Origin of the sequence: Crassaminicella profunda (assembly GCF_019884785.1) — a bacterium.
GTDB classification, from domain to species: domain Bacteria; phylum Bacillota; class Clostridia; order Peptostreptococcales; family Thermotaleaceae; genus Crassaminicella; species Crassaminicella profunda.
In genome coordinates this window covers 1540832-1558745 of the sequence record NZ_CP082326.1, presented here as the reverse complement: position 1 = coordinate 1558745, position 17914 = coordinate 1540832, and the positions used below count along the sequence as shown (strand labels likewise).

The 17914-nt window shown below is 30.2% G+C and carries 22 protein-coding genes; 4 read left to right on the top strand and 18 right to left on the bottom strand.

The features are described 5' to 3' along the window. Nucleotides 1–9: 9 nt before the first annotated feature. The 14 genes from K7H06_RS07135 to K7H06_RS07075 form a co-directional block, all read right to left on the bottom strand. Nucleotides 10–639, bottom strand: coding sequence for a putative metallopeptidase (locus K7H06_RS07135; protein ID WP_223039190.1), 630 nt, complete (start codon nucleotides 637–639; stop codon nucleotides 10–12). After that, entirely contained in the window at nucleotides 636–1175 is a 540-nt protein-coding gene (locus tag K7H06_RS07130; protein ID WP_223039189.1) for a Holliday junction resolvase RecU, read from the bottom strand. Before K7H06_RS07130 ends, K7H06_RS07135 begins: the two co-directional genes overlap by 4 nt. 183 nt (nucleotides 1176–1358) lie before the next feature. Further along, the gene (locus K7H06_RS07125; RefSeq protein ID WP_223039188.1) at nucleotides 1359–1940 is read right to left on the bottom strand and encodes a replicative helicase loader/inhibitor; all 582 of its coding nucleotides are present in this window, start codon (nucleotides 1938–1940) and stop codon (nucleotides 1359–1361) included. Further along, the gene (locus K7H06_RS07120) at nucleotides 1940–2947 is read right to left on the bottom strand and encodes a hypothetical protein (RefSeq protein WP_223039187.1); all 1008 of its coding nucleotides are present in this window, start codon (nucleotides 2945–2947) and stop codon (nucleotides 1940–1942) included. The genes K7H06_RS07125 and K7H06_RS07120 overlap by 1 nt, the downstream gene beginning before the upstream one ends. A gap of 204 nt (nucleotides 2948–3151) precedes the next feature. Further along, nucleotides 3152–3889, bottom strand: a complete 738-nt coding sequence (locus K7H06_RS07115; RefSeq protein WP_223039186.1) for an MBL fold metallo-hydrolase — start codon at nucleotides 3887–3889, stop codon at nucleotides 3152–3154. Continuing rightward, a complete protein-coding gene (locus K7H06_RS07110) occupies nucleotides 3889–4809 on the bottom strand; it encodes a recombinase RecT (RefSeq protein WP_223039185.1) in 921 nt (306 codons plus the stop codon). The genes K7H06_RS07115 and K7H06_RS07110 overlap by 1 nt, the downstream gene beginning before the upstream one ends. Before the next feature lies 1 nt (nucleotide 4810). After that, complete coding sequence (locus tag K7H06_RS07105) at nucleotides 4811–6802, bottom strand: recombinase RecF (protein WP_246637650.1); 1992 nt, start codon at nucleotides 6800–6802, stop codon at nucleotides 4811–4813. Then, nucleotides 6803–6949, bottom strand: a complete 147-nt coding sequence (locus K7H06_RS21190; protein ID WP_246637649.1) for a hypothetical protein — start codon at nucleotides 6947–6949, stop codon at nucleotides 6803–6805. It abuts the gene before it with no gap. After that, nucleotides 6946–7098 (bottom strand): Spo0E family sporulation regulatory protein-aspartic acid phosphatase, encoded by a 153-nt coding sequence (locus K7H06_RS07100; protein ID WP_223039184.1) that lies wholly within the window; start codon nucleotides 7096–7098, stop codon nucleotides 6946–6948. Before K7H06_RS07100 ends, K7H06_RS21190 begins: the two co-directional genes overlap by 4 nt. Nucleotides 7099–7291: 193 nt before the next feature. Further along, nucleotides 7292–7447: a hypothetical protein gene (locus K7H06_RS07095; protein WP_223039183.1), complete on the bottom strand. Its 156-nt coding sequence runs from the start codon at nucleotides 7445–7447 to the stop codon at nucleotides 7292–7294. Then, a complete protein-coding gene (locus tag K7H06_RS07090; RefSeq protein ID WP_223039182.1) occupies nucleotides 7448–7660 on the bottom strand; it encodes a hypothetical protein in 213 nt (70 codons plus the stop codon). A gap of 17 nt (nucleotides 7661–7677) precedes the next feature. Next, nucleotides 7678–7908 carry a hypothetical protein gene (locus tag K7H06_RS07085; protein WP_223039181.1) on the bottom strand — a complete coding sequence of 77 codons (231 nt, stop codon included), beginning with the start codon at nucleotides 7906–7908 and terminating at the stop codon, nucleotides 7678–7680. Nucleotides 7909–7953: 45 nt separating this feature from the next. Continuing rightward, nucleotides 7954–8115, bottom strand: a complete 162-nt coding sequence (locus K7H06_RS07080) for a hypothetical protein (RefSeq protein ID WP_223039180.1) — start codon at nucleotides 8113–8115, stop codon at nucleotides 7954–7956. Nucleotides 8116–8160: 45 nt separating this feature from the next. Then, on the bottom strand, nucleotides 8161–8388 hold the full coding sequence (locus K7H06_RS07075; RefSeq protein WP_223039179.1) for a helix-turn-helix transcriptional regulator: 228 nt from the start codon (nucleotides 8386–8388) through the stop codon (nucleotides 8161–8163). A 161-nt stretch (nucleotides 8389–8549) separates the two neighbouring features. Here K7H06_RS07075 and K7H06_RS07070 point away from each other — a divergent pair, with 161 nt between their 5' ends. From K7H06_RS07070 to K7H06_RS07055, 4 genes are all read left to right on the top strand, one after another. Further along, nucleotides 8550–8906, top strand: a complete 357-nt coding sequence (locus tag K7H06_RS07070; protein ID WP_223039178.1) for a helix-turn-helix domain-containing protein — start codon at nucleotides 8550–8552, stop codon at nucleotides 8904–8906. Between the two features lie 243 nt (nucleotides 8907–9149). Further along, complete coding sequence (locus K7H06_RS07065) at nucleotides 9150–10088, top strand: SIR2 family protein (RefSeq protein WP_223039177.1); 939 nt, start codon at nucleotides 9150–9152, stop codon at nucleotides 10086–10088. Between the two features lie 100 nt (nucleotides 10089–10188). Then, on the top strand, nucleotides 10189–10953 hold the full coding sequence (locus K7H06_RS07060; protein WP_223039176.1) for an RES family NAD+ phosphorylase: 765 nt from the start codon (nucleotides 10189–10191) through the stop codon (nucleotides 10951–10953). Nucleotides 10954–11327: 374 nt separating this feature from the next. After that, nucleotides 11328–12797, top strand: coding sequence for a hypothetical protein (locus K7H06_RS07055; protein WP_223039175.1), 1470 nt, complete (start codon nucleotides 11328–11330; stop codon nucleotides 12795–12797). 673 nt (nucleotides 12798–13470) lie between these two features. Here the strand turns inward: K7H06_RS07055 and K7H06_RS07050 are convergent. The 4 genes from K7H06_RS07050 to K7H06_RS07035 form a co-directional block, all read right to left on the bottom strand. After that, entirely contained in the window at nucleotides 13471–14244 is a 774-nt protein-coding gene (locus tag K7H06_RS07050) for a TRADD-N-associated membrane domain-containing protein (protein WP_223039174.1), read from the bottom strand. A 382-nt stretch (nucleotides 14245–14626) separates the two neighbouring features. Then, nucleotides 14627–15604 carry a tyrosine-type recombinase/integrase gene (locus tag K7H06_RS07045; protein ID WP_223039173.1) on the bottom strand — a complete coding sequence of 326 codons (978 nt, stop codon included), beginning with the start codon at nucleotides 15602–15604 and terminating at the stop codon, nucleotides 14627–14629. Between the two features lie 270 nt (nucleotides 15605–15874). After that, entirely contained in the window at nucleotides 15875–16645 is a 771-nt protein-coding gene (locus tag K7H06_RS07040) for a hypothetical protein (protein ID WP_223039172.1), read from the bottom strand. Between the two features lie 267 nt (nucleotides 16646–16912). Then, a complete protein-coding gene (locus K7H06_RS07035; protein ID WP_223039171.1) occupies nucleotides 16913–17779 on the bottom strand; it encodes an AbiJ-NTD4 domain-containing protein in 867 nt (288 codons plus the stop codon). Between the last annotated feature and the right edge of the window lie 135 nt (nucleotides 17780–17914).

The following is a 17914-nucleotide window of genomic DNA, read 5'->3' as shown; positions in this document are numbered from 1 at the left end:
GTGATCACCTTATTTTACAGCCTTTAATTGACTAAACATGTTTAATTGTTTTGCCACTGAATCTAATTCATCCCATTCCTCAAAGCCTTCATCCAAAATATCTTTAATCTTTGCCTGAGTAGTAGCCCAATCCTTTCCTAAGGTTGCTACAAGATTGCTCCAGTCCTCTATGTTGTGATTGATCAAAGCTCCATCTTTATCGATGTGTCTTAATTCGTGATAAATTAACGCTATAATCTGCTCTCTCTGCATCCTATCGATGTAATAATTTCTTACTTCCAAAATATATTCATATCCAAGCATGTCTTTCATTTCTTTGTTTGCTATTTTAATTCTTGCAATCCATGGGTTCTTTGCTGTTCCTGGTTGCCACTCCATATCTTCAATAAAAAGTATTTGAAATGGATCTATGTAATTTAATTCGTTAAACTTATCTACCAATCTCAAAGCTATAGGTCTATATTGATAATTCTTAATCCAGTGTCTATCTCCAAATCGTGCATTGTCCAATTTTCTTATTTTTCTTAGGTTTCCACCATCTGAAAGGTTTGTAAAAATGATATTATATCCTCCATCAAACTGTAGCTTCTCTATGATCTCGCCACTTTCTATATCAACTACTTTTAATTCTTTTTTCATATCACGTCCCCCAATCCACTTAAATAATCTAAAACAATTCCATTTCTTGATCTGACCTCAACCATTTCTCCTATAGGGATGAAGTTGAAACCTCTTTTGCCTTTGTTCTCCTGCCATCGATCCCAATACTGTAAGACTTTCACTCCTGGTATCAGGTACCTTTTGTTTTGCGTTTTCATAAAGCAAAGAATAAAAGTAACCTCATTCATTGCAATTGCCGTCCTCATGTATTCGATTTGATGTAGCTCAATATATTTGAGTGGAAGTCCTCTATCTTCTTTCTCAACTTCCTTGCAATCAAAGGATATTGATAATCCACCTTTTACAGTTCCCCTAAAGTCCAAAGTACTTTTCTCTTCCGGAAAGGCAGATACTATCTGCTTACCTCTCCTTACCACTTTCCACGGCGTACTAATCTTTTGAATGAGTGCTATTCCACGGTTTTTATATCCTGTGTTTGCCATTCTTATCTCTTGCTCAAAGAACATTCCTTTGTTAGCCATTTTATGATTTTTGGTGTAAGTTGTATCTCTCATGTTTCTTCCCCTTTGTTTTGAGTTATTTCATGATATTCGTTACTACTCAGAACTCTTTATGTATTTTTCTTGACAGCTTGTTTAGTTAATTCATAGATTTCTTGTGCTTCTTCCAGTAACTTTTTCCAGTCACGACCCTGCTTTGCAAGTTGTACTACTCCGTTGGATACCTCCATAACAAACTTATCCTGCATAATTATCTCTCTTTTCAAAATCAAAGCTTCCCATCTTTTCAGAAAGTAATTTCACTTTGCTTTCTATTTGCTGCTTTCCTTGTATCTGCTTGATATTCTCTTTCAACGGCAAAGATAACACTCTTTCTGTTTTTTCTCTCTGCTCAAGCACTTTATACATCTTCAAGAAATGGGCCCTATCTGCCATTTGATTTTCACTTACACATAACTCTCTAAACCCCATTATCTTAACCGCTTTTCTGGTTAGTGGTGATAAGCTCTTTAGTGCCTTCTCTGCATTATATGAACCAAATTTCTTCATAGCTTGAACTACTTCTCCCCATGCATCAGCCGAACTAGGTAATTCAGGACTTACAACATCAGCTGCAGCTTTTCTTATATCCGCAATAGTTGGTGGATATGGTGATTCAGAAACAAGCTTTCTTGCTGCTACTTCGACTACTTGGTATTCAAGATCCTCAAGCATAGAAAGCCAAAATTCAAACTGTTGTTTAGTATCTATCCCAAAGGTTCTATAATTGCTTTTTAGTGCTGCTACAATAACTTTGAACTCTTCTCTAGTCACTTCCATCACCAATCTTTCATCTTGTCTATTTGCTCCTGAAAACTACCTGATTGTTTTTTATCAGGATGCTTATTCCTCACTATCATCTGGGCCGCAATTTTATCCCAATTCTTTCTCAATCCGCTAGGGGATTGAACTACGGTTCTCCAAAAATCATCTGTATCAAATACAAACTTAATCATGGCTGCCATTTCTTCTCTCGATCGTTCGTCTCTTTCAAACATTAACCGCATATCATTAGACCACTTTTCCAGGTTCTTAGGATTATCTTTAGGTACTTTGCATCTTGGATTAAATTCAAGTATCTTTCCCCTCAGATAAAGTGCTGCTTGATAATACATTGAATCTTTTGGATAACGAATTTCTTTACTTGGTAACTTATCATCACTTGGAGATTCGAAAGAATCTTCAACACTATTATCTTTACTCTTATCTTTTTCTTTATCTTTTTCTTTATCTATATCTTCTTCTACTTCTTCTTCTACTTCTTGTCCCCCTATCGTTATACGTCCCGTTAACGTGTCGTCACACGATACGCAACACGTATCGATATATGATTCATAAGGGATATTATGTTCTTTGAAAAATACTTCAAACACATTAACGATGTTTGAATTAACCTTAGGGGTCTTTAAATAATTTTCAAGAACATAACCTAATAGTGATACATCTTTTACATTTTCCATTTCTGATTTCATCAAATCATATACCGGTTTACCACCTTTGAAAAAGTTATACTTTCCCCAATTCTTTATAGCTATTTCTCTCGTCTTAGTGTTATATTTGATGTTCTTATGAATGTTTTCAAATCTTTGTATCAAACTGTTAATTGTTTCTATAGAATGACCCATTTCAAAAGCCATCTGTTTCTTAGTGATCTGATATACTCCTATTTGAGTTGTTGATTCATTTGTAAGAAGATATAGCATGAAGAATTTATCTTCTGGCGTCATTTCTTCAATAACCTTTGGATCTTTCCAAAACTCGGTATAAACTTGTCTAAATTTAGCCATTTCCATTACCTCCAGTATGCATCCAAACATGCATAACCTTTACGATAATTGCCAATACTACTGATAAAATCACTATGCAGATTCGTACTCTGCGCTCTTGCTTAAGTTTGCGGGGAATAATTCCCCGCTCTAACTGTATTAATCTTGGATTTTGCATAACTTCCTCCTTATCTTAAAGTTGCTATTAATGTTCTGCCTTATCTTTTAGAATGGATCTAAACTAACTTCTACCTCTAGCCCTTTATCTGCTACATATGTTGGTTTTCCTGTAAGCCTTTCTATTTCTTCTTTGAATATTGCTTCATTGCTATTTCCATCACTTAAATGTATAAGCATTATATTTTGCACTGTTTTCATGTCCGTAACTTTAAGAAATTCTTTAACATTTCCTAGTGAAAAATGACTTTTTAAAAGTCTATTTTTTAAGCTTGTTGGTATCAATCCTTTTTCTAGATTTTCTTTTAGGATTTCATCTGAGTAATTGCATTCAATCAAAATATGATTTAAGTCCTGGAACTTATACTGACAATAGTAGCTGTCTGTAATGAATAACAAATTCCCTATTTCCTTATGATGAATTAAAAAGCCAAGTGGCTCTGCTGCATCATGTTGAGTGGTAAATGGTAATACAGCAAAGCTTCCCACTTTTATTGCTTTTTCACTTTCTAATACCTTTATTCGGTGTCCAGTTACCTCACACGCCTCTACTGTTCCTTTGCTCGTATAGACATCTATCCCATTCTTTATTAAGTCATGTATCCCTTTAGAATGATCTTTATGCTCATGACTAACCAAACACCCTACCACACTATTTAAATTAAAATTCAAGCCCTTTAGGATAGTTTTATAAGGTAGTCCACATTCTAAAATTAACGTTTCTGTTGGGGAGCAAAGGAGATAACAATTCCCCTTGCTCCCACTACCTAAAACTTTAAGTTTCATTAGAATCCTGGCCCTTCCATTTTTACTTGTTTTACTGGTTCTGGTTTTCTTATAGGATCTTCCTTCACGGTTTCATATTCAACTGCTTGTGCATTTCCCTTTATAAACCCTATAGGTTTTGTATTTGCTTTCTTTTGAATTTCTTCTTTAACTTCATATTCCACATCATTTACCATGTTTTTTTCTTCAAAATCAGCTTTATCAGAATTATTAAAAGCTCCAATCAAAATATCCGAATCATCACTTGTATTTGCAAACATCTTGCAAGCTCTATTGATTACTGTTTTCTTTGCCATTTCTTCTGTGAAATTCTTATGTGCTCCACTTCCACCTTTTGCATATCCTTGATTCCATGCATTCCTTATTTGATTCATATTCATGATCTCTGTATGAATTGGTCCATCTTCACCCAAAATTACAGCAAATGCACCTTTAATCTTATTGATATCAATGTTCTCAAATTTAGGATTAAACTTTGTAATCTTTAGAACAGCAGTATTTACATTGTATTCAGTTTCAAATTCGTCCCCATCAAAGATACAGTAAGCTTTGATGTCCTTTACCCCATTTAATCTCTTTGTTACTGCCACGGTACCCATGTAACTTCTCATTAGCTGCAACTTCTTTCCGTAAGCTACGAAGTAGCATTGTTTCTTCGCTGGACTCAAACCTTGGATGACCATATCTAATAGAGCGTTTGCAATACTTGGTTCGCTACAAGCTTGTAATACTGGTTTTTCTCCATCTTTTTTCCCCGTTGTTGTTTCTTGAAGAATTAGATATGCACTCTTTAATGCGTTCTCAGGACTATAATTTTGAGGTGTTTTAAGCTCCCCTTTATCTTCTAAAGCTTTAACCCTATTCAAAACCTTATCTGTAATATTTCTTTCTTGTGTTGTTGCTACTGCATTGTCTCCCATACTAAGCCACCTCCACATATAATGAATCTAGTTTTTTAACATTTGGATGAATCTTCTCAAATAATTCAAGTTTTTCTTCTGTGCTTAAATCAATAACTAAAAGATTAACAATCTGACTATTGCACTCTATCAATTCATTCACGCTTTCACGATTATCTATGAATATAGGAGCTTGTACACTGTAATGATCTGAAAGAGCATTTATAATATCTAACCCGGCATTAATCTGTGCTGCTGTATTTGCATTACTAAAAGGTACTCCATCAATAAGTGCTTCGCACCTTTCAACAAGTCCTCCATTGACCTGTGTATCAAATAGTTTGAATGATACATATTTGAATTTACTGTTTATGCTGCTTTCCAAAAGTTCTACCTTTGTCTTTACAAACTCTTCACATAAGTACTCTTGCCCTTCAATCTCTGCAATTTGTTGAGCTAGTTGCTTTTCTCTTTCTTGTAATTCCTTCATTCTGGCTTTCATTTTCTCATTCTGATCTTTGTAAGCTAGTTGGCCATTGGTTTCTTCAAGTTCTCTTTCTAAAGTAATTTTTTTAGATTTAAGTTCTTCGATTTCTCTGTTCATTTCCACTGGAGCAGAAAGTTTTTCTTCTAGCTCTTTGATCTGCTTCAATACTTCTTGATATTCTTGATTTTTCTCTAGATCAACAATTGTTTCAAAGTTATCTATTTTACTCTTTAGGGCATCACTTTTACTCTTTAGTTCATTAGCTTCCGTTTTTAAATTTTCTAAATCTATGCTGGATAATCTATTTCTAAGATCTTCTATAACTTTATTTTTTTCTTGTCCTTTTGTAGTTATTTTTTCTAGATTTTTAGCCTTACTCTGGTTGAAGTTATCTAGCATTTCTTGTTTTTTGTTTTCTACATCATTAGGTTCCAAAGGTCTCTTACAAGTTGGACAGATAAATTCATCTTCACTAAACTCTAATTGCTTATCATTTTCTGCAAACCATTCTTTCCTAAGTGCTTCTTTCTGACCTTCTTCCCTTTGAATATCCTCTTCGATTTTCTTGATTTCTCTTTCTTTATAAACCACTTCATTCTGTTTTGAATTTAGTTCAAATCTTATTTCTTGAAGTTCATCATTTAACTTCTTTAGTGGTTTCAAAGCTTCTTGCTTTGCTTCGTACTCCATATCTTTTAGCTTTGTTTTAAAGTCATATAGCTTTTGTTGTTCTTTAAGTAACTCCTCATTCACCTTGCTACTATCCAATAACTTGTCTTCAACAGTTTTTATTCCAGCAACAATGCCTTTTTTTCTAAATTCTAGAGCTTCAAAATCTTGCTCCTGGATGCTGTTGTTTAATTCATCTATCCTGTATGGAATTGACTTGATTTCATCATTCAACTTTTTCTTTTTAGCGGATACAGACTTTTTAAAAATGTCTATATCCTTATCTCCTAGTAATTGCTCTAATGGCTTTAAGTCAGCTTTGTAATTAATGATTCTATCGTCTGTGATATCTCCGATAATCTCTAAAAGTACTTTCCTTCGATCTTCCCATTTCATCTTTGTGCTAAAATATAAAGGACTTGTAATAAGCTTGAAAATATTTTCGTTTATGAAACTGCCGATCTTTTCAACATATTCTTTCTTCTTAACAGGTACTTCATCTATGGAATACAACGTTTCATGCCCTGTCATTTGTTTTTGTGCTTGTCCACGTTTCTTAGTCCATTTTTCCTTGTATATTTTAGATAAGATAATATCCTTTCCATCTATGTTTAGTACTCCTGTAACTTCATGCTCCAATCCATGAATAACTTGTCCCTCTCGATCTAGTGTTTTAATATCAAAAGTTGTTCTGTCCTTGCTGTCCTTATCAAATAGCAGCCATGTAAACGCATCTGCTATTGTTGTTTTGCCAGTTGCATTTTCACCTAAGATATCCGTTTCTTTTCCAAAATTGATTGTTACATTTTTCAAACCTTTAAAGTTTCTAAGGTATAAGCTTTTTATTTGAATTATCATTTATATCTCCTCCAATTCATTCATCCCAAATACAGTTCTCATAAATGGGTTATAATTTTTTGTAATCTCGAGCATTACTAGACCATTTGCACCATTCTGAACAATATAACCTTCCATGTTAGTACCTTTGATTCTGTATTTTTTCACACGATCACCTTCTCAAGATTTTTTCTCATATGTAAAACAACTAGCTTGTCCACCTTTTGAGATTGCTTTTGCACTAGTGGGTGCTGTAAATCTTTATGTTTAGCAATCAAAGCATTCAATTTCTTCTTTTCCCTTTTCAAACTACTCATTTCTATGCCCCCCTGTATTTAACTCTGAAATTTTGGTATAATACGAATAAGTGATATTTTTTATCTGCCCTAATTGGTAGTTGCAGCTACCTCTTGGGCTTTTTCACTTTTTAACTCCTCTAAATCCTTTTGTAAAACTTCTAAAAAGTCACGTGCTCTTCCTAGATATGAATCCAATCCCCATTGCATTTTTTCAACTCCTTCCAAATAAGTTTTCTAGGATACCTTCCTCACCTAATTTGTTGCATACTTCCTCATATTTGCACCCATTACAATCTCTACTGCATTGTTCATCTTGTGTTGCTAGAGCTTCTAATATAGTCATTGCTTCGTATTTATCAACTTCCACTCACTTCACCACCTTCCACTTTTCAAACAATTTCTGTCTCTCTGATCTTAGCTCTTCAATCCGATTTTTAATTTCACTTTTTCTCTTTGTAATCTGAGCAGCTTCTTCGACTGTAGCTCCACCATTCAATGGCAATTTTGCATATTCTTCTGCAAGATCTGTATGTTCTTGTATAATTGCTACTAGCCTATCCTCTATTGATGTACTAAACATTTGGTTCTCGCCTCTTTTCAAAATTGATTACTTAACACAATCGCCTTCCCTCTTCGAGTTATTTTTATTTTCATTCCAATCTCTTCACATATTTCTTCTGTTTCCCATTCGGTATCAGATAACCCTAAATACACCGTTTCATTTTTTAAGACGTTCAAAATCTTCCTTGCTAACTGGTATTTTCCTTTTCTAACTAATTCCATGTGTTTTTTCATTAATCCATATTTCATAAATTTCTTTTTCAGCATTTTTACACCACCCTTCACATGGCTTATACATTTCTAAGCAATAAACTATTCTGTATCCTTGGTTTCTCCTTTACTCTTCTGTTCAGCTATGTACCTTCTATCGATAGCTTTTCTAAGTATTGATTTAAAATCATTCCATCTTTCTTCGCCATCTTCAACTAGCTCAACATTCACTTGAACTATCTTCGGTATTGGTAATCTTGCCAATAGTTTCACCTCCTTATGGTTTTGTTTAAAGTGGGAAAACTAAGTTTAAGCTGAAATATCTTTCTTGGACGTTTTGTCCATATTTTCATCAAAAAAAATTTCATCCACCTTCATATTAAAAATATCAGCAATCTTTTTAGCAAGTAAAATACTAGGATTTCTAGCTCCGCTTTCAATTTTATAATAAAAAGATTTTGAAATCCCCAGCATTTCTGCAATCTTACATACTGCTAACTTATTCTTCTTTCTAGCTTTTTTAAGAATAGTGCGCATATTATGCACCTCCTCACCTTCCTCGTTGGACATTTCGTCCAACTTTTAATATTATTATAGTGGACATTTTGTCCAATGTCAACATGTAATTACCCATATTGTCTATATTATTTTTAATTTGGACAGTATGTGCTAAAATTATTCTAAAGGGGTGTTTATTTATGGATTTTGGAGAGAGACTTAAAACAATTCGTGAGGAAAAAAAAATAACAAGGGAAGAGCTTGCTAATAAATTAAATATTTCTTATTCTGCTGTATCAAAATATGAGACAAATGTAAGATTCCCTGACAAAGAAACATTGAAGAAAATAACTAACTTTCTTGACGTTTCTGTAGACTATCTTCTTGGTCGTACAAAAATAAAAAATGCTCATAGCCATGAAAATAAAATCCAAACCAAAGCCTATCATCATCTAGATAACTATGGGTTACCTAAGGAAGCTATTCAGCAAATTGAGGAGTATATTGAATTTATTAAGCAAAAGTATAATCCTGATGGGACTTTGAAGAAGAAGTAAATGATTATTGATACTCAAATCTGTGGGTTTGAGTATTTTTTAGGAATGTATATGGAATATTTTTCTTTTGTTGTTATTATAAAGAAATTAGAGTTAGCATTTGATATACAATCACTTTATGAAAATATATAAAATGGACACTTAATAGCTAAGTATCATGAATATTAAAATTAGAAGACATATATTTGGGTACTTAATGTTCATTTAGAAATATAAAAAAGTAATTACGGAAGGAGAAATATTGTGGAAAATACAGTGTTATTTGGGAATGGAGTTAATAGAGTAAACAGTGCCAATTTGTCATGGGAAGAGTTACTCAAAAATATATCTGGTGATAAAAATTCAAGCTCTCGTTTACCAAATACAATTAATTATGAGCATATCTTCTTAAAAAGAAATGATACTATATTATTTCATGATGCTGAATTAAAACTTAAACGTAAAATCGTGGAAGAGTTAAATAAAATTGAACCATCAGATTTACATTACAAAATTGGAGAGTTGCCTGCTAGTAATTTTTTAACTACTAATTATGACTATGCATTTAATGTGTCCTTAAAACAGTTCTCCGAACTACCATATAAAGATAATAGTGAAAAATTATATAGTATACGAAGAAATAACAGCTATATTAAAGACAATAATTCAACTTTCAAAGTATGGAATATTCATGGCGAGTTAAATAACCCAAAATCAATTATGTTAGGTTTAGATCATTACTGTGGTTCTATCGGAAAAATTGATCAATATGTAAAAGGTACCTATAGAATTGGAAAAAAGGTTGTAAAGCATATGAAGGAAAAGTTACTGGGTCTCGAAGAATGGGATAATATATCATGGGTTGAGCTATTCTTTAATAGCAATGTTTATATCTTAGGTTTTGGTCTAGATTATAGCGAAATTGATTTGTGGTGGATTCTTAACAAGCGTGCTCGCATGTGTAAGAGTAAAGAATTAAAAGATAGAATAACTAATGAGATTATTTTCTATGGTAATGTTGATGAGGATAAACAACTTCTCTTAGAATCTTTTAACGTAGAAGTTATAAATAAAAAAGATAATAGCTGGGATAAATTTTATTCTACAGTTATAGAAGATATCAAGAAAAGAATAAATACTAGTAAATTACCGTTAGACTATGATACACAATACAACAACATAGAAACTAAAGAAATAGTCTAACATAACCATAATAGTACACTACATAAATATCTCAAATCAAAACATTTTGAGATAGCATATGCTCAGTTACTTGACACTACAATTATGGAGGTCTTTGATAGTGATTGAATATAATAAGAGAAAATTTCATAAGCTTTATAAAACCTTGATGACAAAAAATAGATATATTTTTGATAATGACACAAAAAATATTTTAAATGATATTCGAAAATTCATGAACCAAAGGATTAAAACATTAGCATATGGTACCAAATTATGGCGCGCTCAAATAGGTTGTGATTTTGATAAAAATAATGATACACCAACTCCATATAATGAGAAGAGAATGTATCCATTAAAACATAAAGCATTCGAAGGTCGGGCAAATCCTAAAGGAATTCCATATGTTTATTTAGCTACAAATAAAGATATTGCAATTAACGAGATCAGACCTTGGCCTGGGAAATTCGTTTCTTGTGGAACTTTTTTATGTTGTCAAGACTTAAAATTAGTTGATTTTACCAAAGATGAGAATAAGTCTTTAACTATAGACTTGGAAAATATGAAATTACTTTCAAAAAACAGCATAGAGAACTTATGGGGTGATCTAAATACAGCTTTTTCAAAACCTGTCATTCCAGCTGATGACACAGCAGAATATGTTATAACGCAAGTTATTGCAGAACTTGTAAAAAATGAAGGGCTTGATGGAATACTCTATAAATCGGGATATAGTAATAAACACTTACTAGGCAAAAATGTAGTATTGTTCAATAGAAAAGGTATTAAATTAAAGACATTGGATGTATATAAAATTGAAACAGTAAAATTTAAATATACACAACAAAACAATACCATTTACGTTTTAAATAACTTTGAGCCATAGTTTATATTAGCTTAGATATTCTACCATTTAAAAATTGAATACATCATCTGATATCAACAAATTTTTAATAAGATTTAGATTTTACTTGATTTTAAAAAGGGTATTAAAGACTACGGTTTTTCGTTTTAAAAGAAGTTAGTCAAAACTTGACTTGAAACAGCTAATTCATGTTTGCAATTTAGAGGATAATTTCATATAAAAAAATAATTCAAAGCATAGTTGAAAAATCGTAAATCATTAAGGGTTTTATTATTCGCACTAACACTTTAATTAGTCCATGTAAATATTAATGGTTTACGTTTTATAGTAATATACGGTCATTACTAACAATACGTTTCCTTAACTAATTATCACACCAGAGAGGAAAGATTTACATGTATTTAGAAGAATTTTTGTTAAATAGTTCAGTAGATATACCTATTCAAAAAAATATTAAATTTTCTCCAGCAACTTTAAGAAAAATGTTAAAAAAATATACTCAAGAGTTGGATCAAATTACGAAAGGTGCCTTTGCAGAAGTTCTTAAAAATAATAAACATAAAATTATCCGTATATGTGATGGATTAAATGAATCTGTAGATAAATATTATAACGAGAATATTGAAAATTCATATCAAGCGTTTGAAAAAATGATGAAAGAAACACATGTATCTAAACAAGTACCAATTGCTGAACGTATAGAAGAAGGTAAAATATTTTATAGATTAAGATCAGGTAACACAAATTATAGGAAAGAAGATATGTTCCATAGATCATTTAAAGAAAAAGAAAAAAGAAATTCATGCAGATATAGCGAACCTGGAATTCCAGGATTATATTTAGGCGAAAGTATTCAAGTGTGTTGGGAAGAATGTAATAAGCCAGATATTGATCAAATTAATATTTCAAAATATGTAGCAAATAAGGATATTGAAGTTTTTGATTTATCAAATAATTTGAAATTAACTTTTGAATATGCCGTTGGTCGGTTTTCAAAAATAATTTCAGTATTTGTAATAAAATACTTTGAATCACTAAAAGAAGAAGACATAGTTAAACATATTTTTCAGAAGATAAAAATGAATACTAACTTAAAAATAAATGATATGGTTGTAAAAAATAATTTAAGTCTCGAAGATATTAGAAAATTGTTTTATTATCATGATCAAAACTTCATTCATGAAGTATGTAAAGAATTGAAAATTCCAATTGAAGATTTATTAATATATTTTTTATTACTATCTAAATCGAAAAAAATGAATATTTATAAATATAATGCTATATTTAAAGACTTAAAAAAAGAAATTGAACATTGTATAAGAAATATTCTCTGCTCAATTATTACTCACCCAATTAAAATTGCTACTAATTTTAGAGTAAAAAATTTGAAAGACCCATTTAAACCAGAGTATATAATATCACAGTATTTAATGAAGTGGATTCGACTTAATTATGATTTACAAAATAATAATATATTAGGGATTAAATATCTCTCATCAAAAACTCCTTCTAAAAACATGAGTTTATACAATGATAAAGAAATATACACAAATTATGCATTCCCTACATTTCCCGATAATAACAATTTAAATCAACAATATTGTTCAATACTTGCTAAATTCTTTTCATTGACTGAATCATACAATATTAATAATATAAAGACACTTGATAAAAGCAACATTGAAAATACATCACTAAAAATTAATAATAAAGAAAAAGAATCTGATATTCTTAAAAAATATTTTCAAAAACAGAGAAAATCAGCCCGAATATATTTAGATTCATCTAACTGGCAGCTATATGAAGATACTGATTTCTATAAATTAGAAAAGTTTTTAAAAAAACAAAATGCAACTAAATTATAGTATAATTGATAAATGAGATCGTTCAATCAATCACCTTTAAAAATATGAAAAGGAGCTTCACTACGAAAATAAAAGTACTATCCATATTTTTATTACTACTAATCCCCTTTTCATTAATATTCTCTTTTGAATTTCCCAATGGGTTTGTTTTAGGAGAGAGTATTTTTATCCCCTTAGGTATACCTATATATTCTGGCATAAACGAAGGATGATATTTCCCAGGGTTATTAGCAGTAATGTTTTTAGCTATTGGATGGATTGGATCAAAGAAACTGTTGAAGGATAGCTATCCTAAATTCGTTAATAGTATTTTCTGGTTTGTATTAGGTTTTATGATTTCGCTTAAATGTATTGGATAGTAATATGTAGGAGTTGGTAGAAGGGTTTTGGGGGGAGTAGATGAAATTCTTGAGATTGGATATTTGATTATGTCTGATCTTGGGTTTTTGTTTTACTGCTCGCGTGCTCTATTATTTTGAAACAATATAAACACAACATGCTTATATTTTGTGATGTATCACATTGAAAATATGAAAAAAGGCGATTGTAGTAATCACCTTCTATAATTATTGGATGACTTTTTGCTTAGTTATGATTTTATATTAATCCTATCACATTTTCAACATTCTATTTTTTATTTAACATAATGATGTAAAAATCATGCAAGATTAATTCATTTGCGTCTTTCCGTTAAAAATTCTATCATATGTTTCATAATATCTAATCTATGCTTTTCTTCTTTAATATCATCGATTAATTTAAACGATAATAGTATATTTTGTACATCTAGTAAGCTATCATGATATTCCTTCAGTTGAATTACTGATTTATTATATAGATAAAATAACAAGCCTGTAATTATTTCAACTAATATACCTGATGCACTAACAATGTATGAAATATTTTGTAATTTCTCACTGAAATACCCCGCAACCAATCCCCCAGTTATTAATCCTACTCCTATTAGACTCATGACTATAGAAACATGAAAAGAACTTTTATTACTTTTTTTTACTAATTCGTAGTATTCTTCAAGATTTCTTATATTAATCCCTACTAAACTATCAAAATATTCAGGATGAACCTCTTGGTTAGTACTTTCCATGCTCTTTGCCTTCTTTTTATTTAAAAATTCAATTTCTCTCTTTAATTTATTTTGTTTTGAATTTGAGAAACTTGCCATTATAAATATAATAGAAAAAAATGTTAATATATAATTAAAATAGGTATTTATATAAACTATTTTAAAATATCCCAATGCACAGAATATACCTACAATATAAAAAAAATATCTTATTCCTCTGCTAGTATTTATATCTGAGTCTAACTCTTCTTGAAGCTTTATAACTCTCGATTCAATATACTCCAAGTCTAATAACTTATTAGTAGTCTTAATATTTGAAATCTTTATCCCTTGCTCTATGTCTTGCTCTTTTACTTGTTCCATAAATATTCTCACCTCATACTCTCCAAATGCTTAGACCTAGATAAAAAAATTTATCCAGTAATTAATTGTCAACATAATAAACTCTTTTTTAATACATGTTAGATTACTATCCAGTAACCAAAATTCGACAATATTTATGCGAAATGCTTTTATAGTGTAATAATATAAACCATTTTACACCTATTTCCCTGTAAAATTTGTCATTTACAGTCGATATCCTAGAATCTTTTGTATAAAAAATAAGAACTAGATAAAATCTAATTCTTGTTATAAGGCTGAATATTGAGTTTTCACTACATTGTATTGCATTGGATTGATTTTAAATTCATGGTATACTATGTAGTTTTGTGTATAATGCCATAAGGTGTATGCTAGCTTATATCTACATGAAATCTACAATATGTTTTAACGGATGTCTTTTTAAAAGCATGTTATTAATTTCCTCTTCTCTCTTTAAATCTTTCTCAAAATACACTTTTAGTGATGTAATATCAATGTCAAATGCCTCACTAATTAAATCTACTCTTTCTTCATTTTCAATATATTTCTTTATTAAGGTATGTCTAGTGTTTTTTATTGATAATTTCTTATTATTAAAACTACTTATTTTCTTAATATCATTCATTCTTCTTTGTAAAGAAGAGTATTTAATTCTCTTTAAGTTTCCTCCATAATAAGTTGCAAACAAATAACATCCATTTGGTAATGTAGTATGATATTTTTCTTCAAGGAATTGTATATACATAATAATATTTTCAATTATCTTATTAGGCAAAGGAATTTCTCTAAGATTAGGATTTCTAAATCCAATCACCTTTTTGTCTAAGATTATATAAAAATCATCATCATAAAAATCTTTGATAGTTCTATAAATATTAATTGAGTGTAATTCTTTAAGGGTACAACCAGTATAAAACAACAAACTATACATAACCCGATCCCTTAACTTTAAAGATTCTCTATTCTTTTCATTAATGATTTGAAAAATTTCTTTTATTTCTTTTTCACTATATACTATAAAATTTGATGATTTACCCCTCTTATATTGAATTTTATCAAATTCAATTGTATCATTATCTTTATGTAATTTACAAAACTGGAAAAATCCCTTTAAATAAGAAAAATAATTATTTAATGTAGCTTGAGCAGTATCTTCAGAGTATTCTCGTTCAATAAAATCATCTACATCTGCATAATGTGCTTGAGATATCACTTTTGATTTTTCTTCTAAATATAATAAAAATTGTCTTATTGCTGCCTTCCTAGTCTCCACAGAAGTCTTCGGAAACTTTGTTTTAATATATTCAATGTATCTGTTTAAACAGCTTTTATTTTCTGATTTTTCCAACTTATTCTTCATTGATATAATCCCCCTTAAAAATTTTAACTATCACTTGCTTACGGCTATTTTAAATTCGTTTTTGATTCCTTTTAAAGTAGTATTTGAGAATCAATATTTGGTAATTTTTACTTACATACATCAAAATATATCCTCATATATTTTACACCCATCTTTGTATAAATTTTGTCATTTAAGGTCGACTCCCCATGATGTTTTGTATAAAAAATAAGAACTAGATGAAATCTAATTCTTATTTCAGCTTAGGATGTTGAGATTTTAACCATCCCCTTATTCACCAAGATACTCAAATACTTCTGTACTTTCATCTGAAAAAGTAATTATATATTCATCATCTATTTTTACTATTTGTTTTATATCTGTTCTTTTAAATGTTTTCTCTATTGCAGTAATTAGCTCTTGATCAATTTTTTCTGTTCTGATGAAATTTTTAGCACTAGAACCATCATCAGTAAAACTAACTATTAATAGAGCCACAATAAAAATACAAATATGTGTCATAATTATCCTATGTGGTATATGTAGTCTTTCAATAAAAAGCTTTAATCTATCCTGCTGCCCTAACCTAAATGAACCTCCTTTTAAGCCCACGTAGCTTGCTACAAAAATTCCAGATGTTGCGCCAAGCATTTTAATGGCAACCCATATATCAAAATTACTGCTATCCTCCAATAAGCATGTAGTAAGTATAAAACAGTATAATACCAAATATAATAAAGTGCTTTTTAAAAATTCAGATTTTCTTTTCTTCTTGGTATTACTTTTTTTCATTTTTGTTGAATTAGGTATTTTAACTGGTATTCTATAAAAATTATCATCTAGTTTATTAATAGTGCCACAATAATCACAAACCCATTTGTGTGGTTTATTAGAAATATTTTTAACAAATCCACCTTCTACACCACAATTGTCACATCTAACATGTGAATCTCTATAACCACATCTACAGCAAGTAATAGTAAATCCAGGTACAGTTATATCATACTCACCACCATTGTGGCATTTAGGACATATATAATAATCTAAAGTTCTATTCTTCATATTTAACCTCCTAATAATTGTGTATAAGATTCTTAGAAATCTTCTTGTACAGTTTACACTTATGTTTGAGTAGAATTTGTCATTTAAGGTCGATTTCCTAAAATTTTCTGTATAAAAATAAGAACTAGATAAAATCTAATTCTTGTTTTAGGTTGAAATTTGAGTTTTTTACCACAGCATATAATTGTATTATATTCGAATGGCTTAACATTATAGATGTTCTCCATACCATACTAATATATTGAAAAATAATTACTGCATTGTAGCTTAAAAAGGCACTTCATCATAGTTCAATTTATCAATAAAATAAGTTATATATCCAGCTACTAGATTTAATACTAATTCAGCTTCATGTATTGATATATTTAATCCATTTGTATTACCGTGGGAAACCCCCTTAGCTCCTCCACGATATGCGAATATTTTTATTACACTTTGAACAATTGGAGATGGAATTTGTCCTTCTGCATTTCCTTGTAGTTTGTTTAAATACTTCGTAAAATCATTAGCTACAGGTTTACCGGTAATTACTTCAACAGTTGATTCTAGAGCACAAATACTCTCTTTCACAGAATTTTCAATGTCTGGCTGAGGATTCTTTCTAAAAAATTTTAATGCCTTGTTGTAATGCGTTCTTGCTTGAGAGAATCTATTCTCTGCTAATACTATTCCCATTTTCTCAACATTTTTTCTTGTTATAGCATGACCACCTCTTATAAATTGCCCATCCATAATTTCATATGCTAGATTATCTTCTCTAACCAATGTATTAATTTCATCTTGAAATCTAAGTTGTGCCTCTTCTAGTTCAATTAAATCTCCAGGTACATACCTTGCTTTTAGTAGTTTTTCATAAATTCGTTCAATAAATGTATAGATTTGGCTCCACTCAAGCTTATATAACGCCGATTCTACATCATTTTGACAAAAATCCTCATCCTGATTAGTAAATTTAATTCTTCCACACCTGTATATTTCTTGTCGCATGCTTAGCCATGAACCTTTAATACATCCTTTTTCTACAAACTCATATAATATATTATATAGTCCATTTCGAGTATGCTCTGGAAAATCATCATCAATTGTTTTTTCATTCAATAGACCGTGCCTAATTCTAAATGGAATTTTACTCATCAAACAAATCCTCCTTTTTGATTGTTGCATAATCTCGTGTTGTTTACAGAATTATAGCTAAAATACTCGCTTACAAAATGTTATTTTTTATAATAAATTCAGCTATTATTTAAAACGTAATTCTTAGAATTGTTT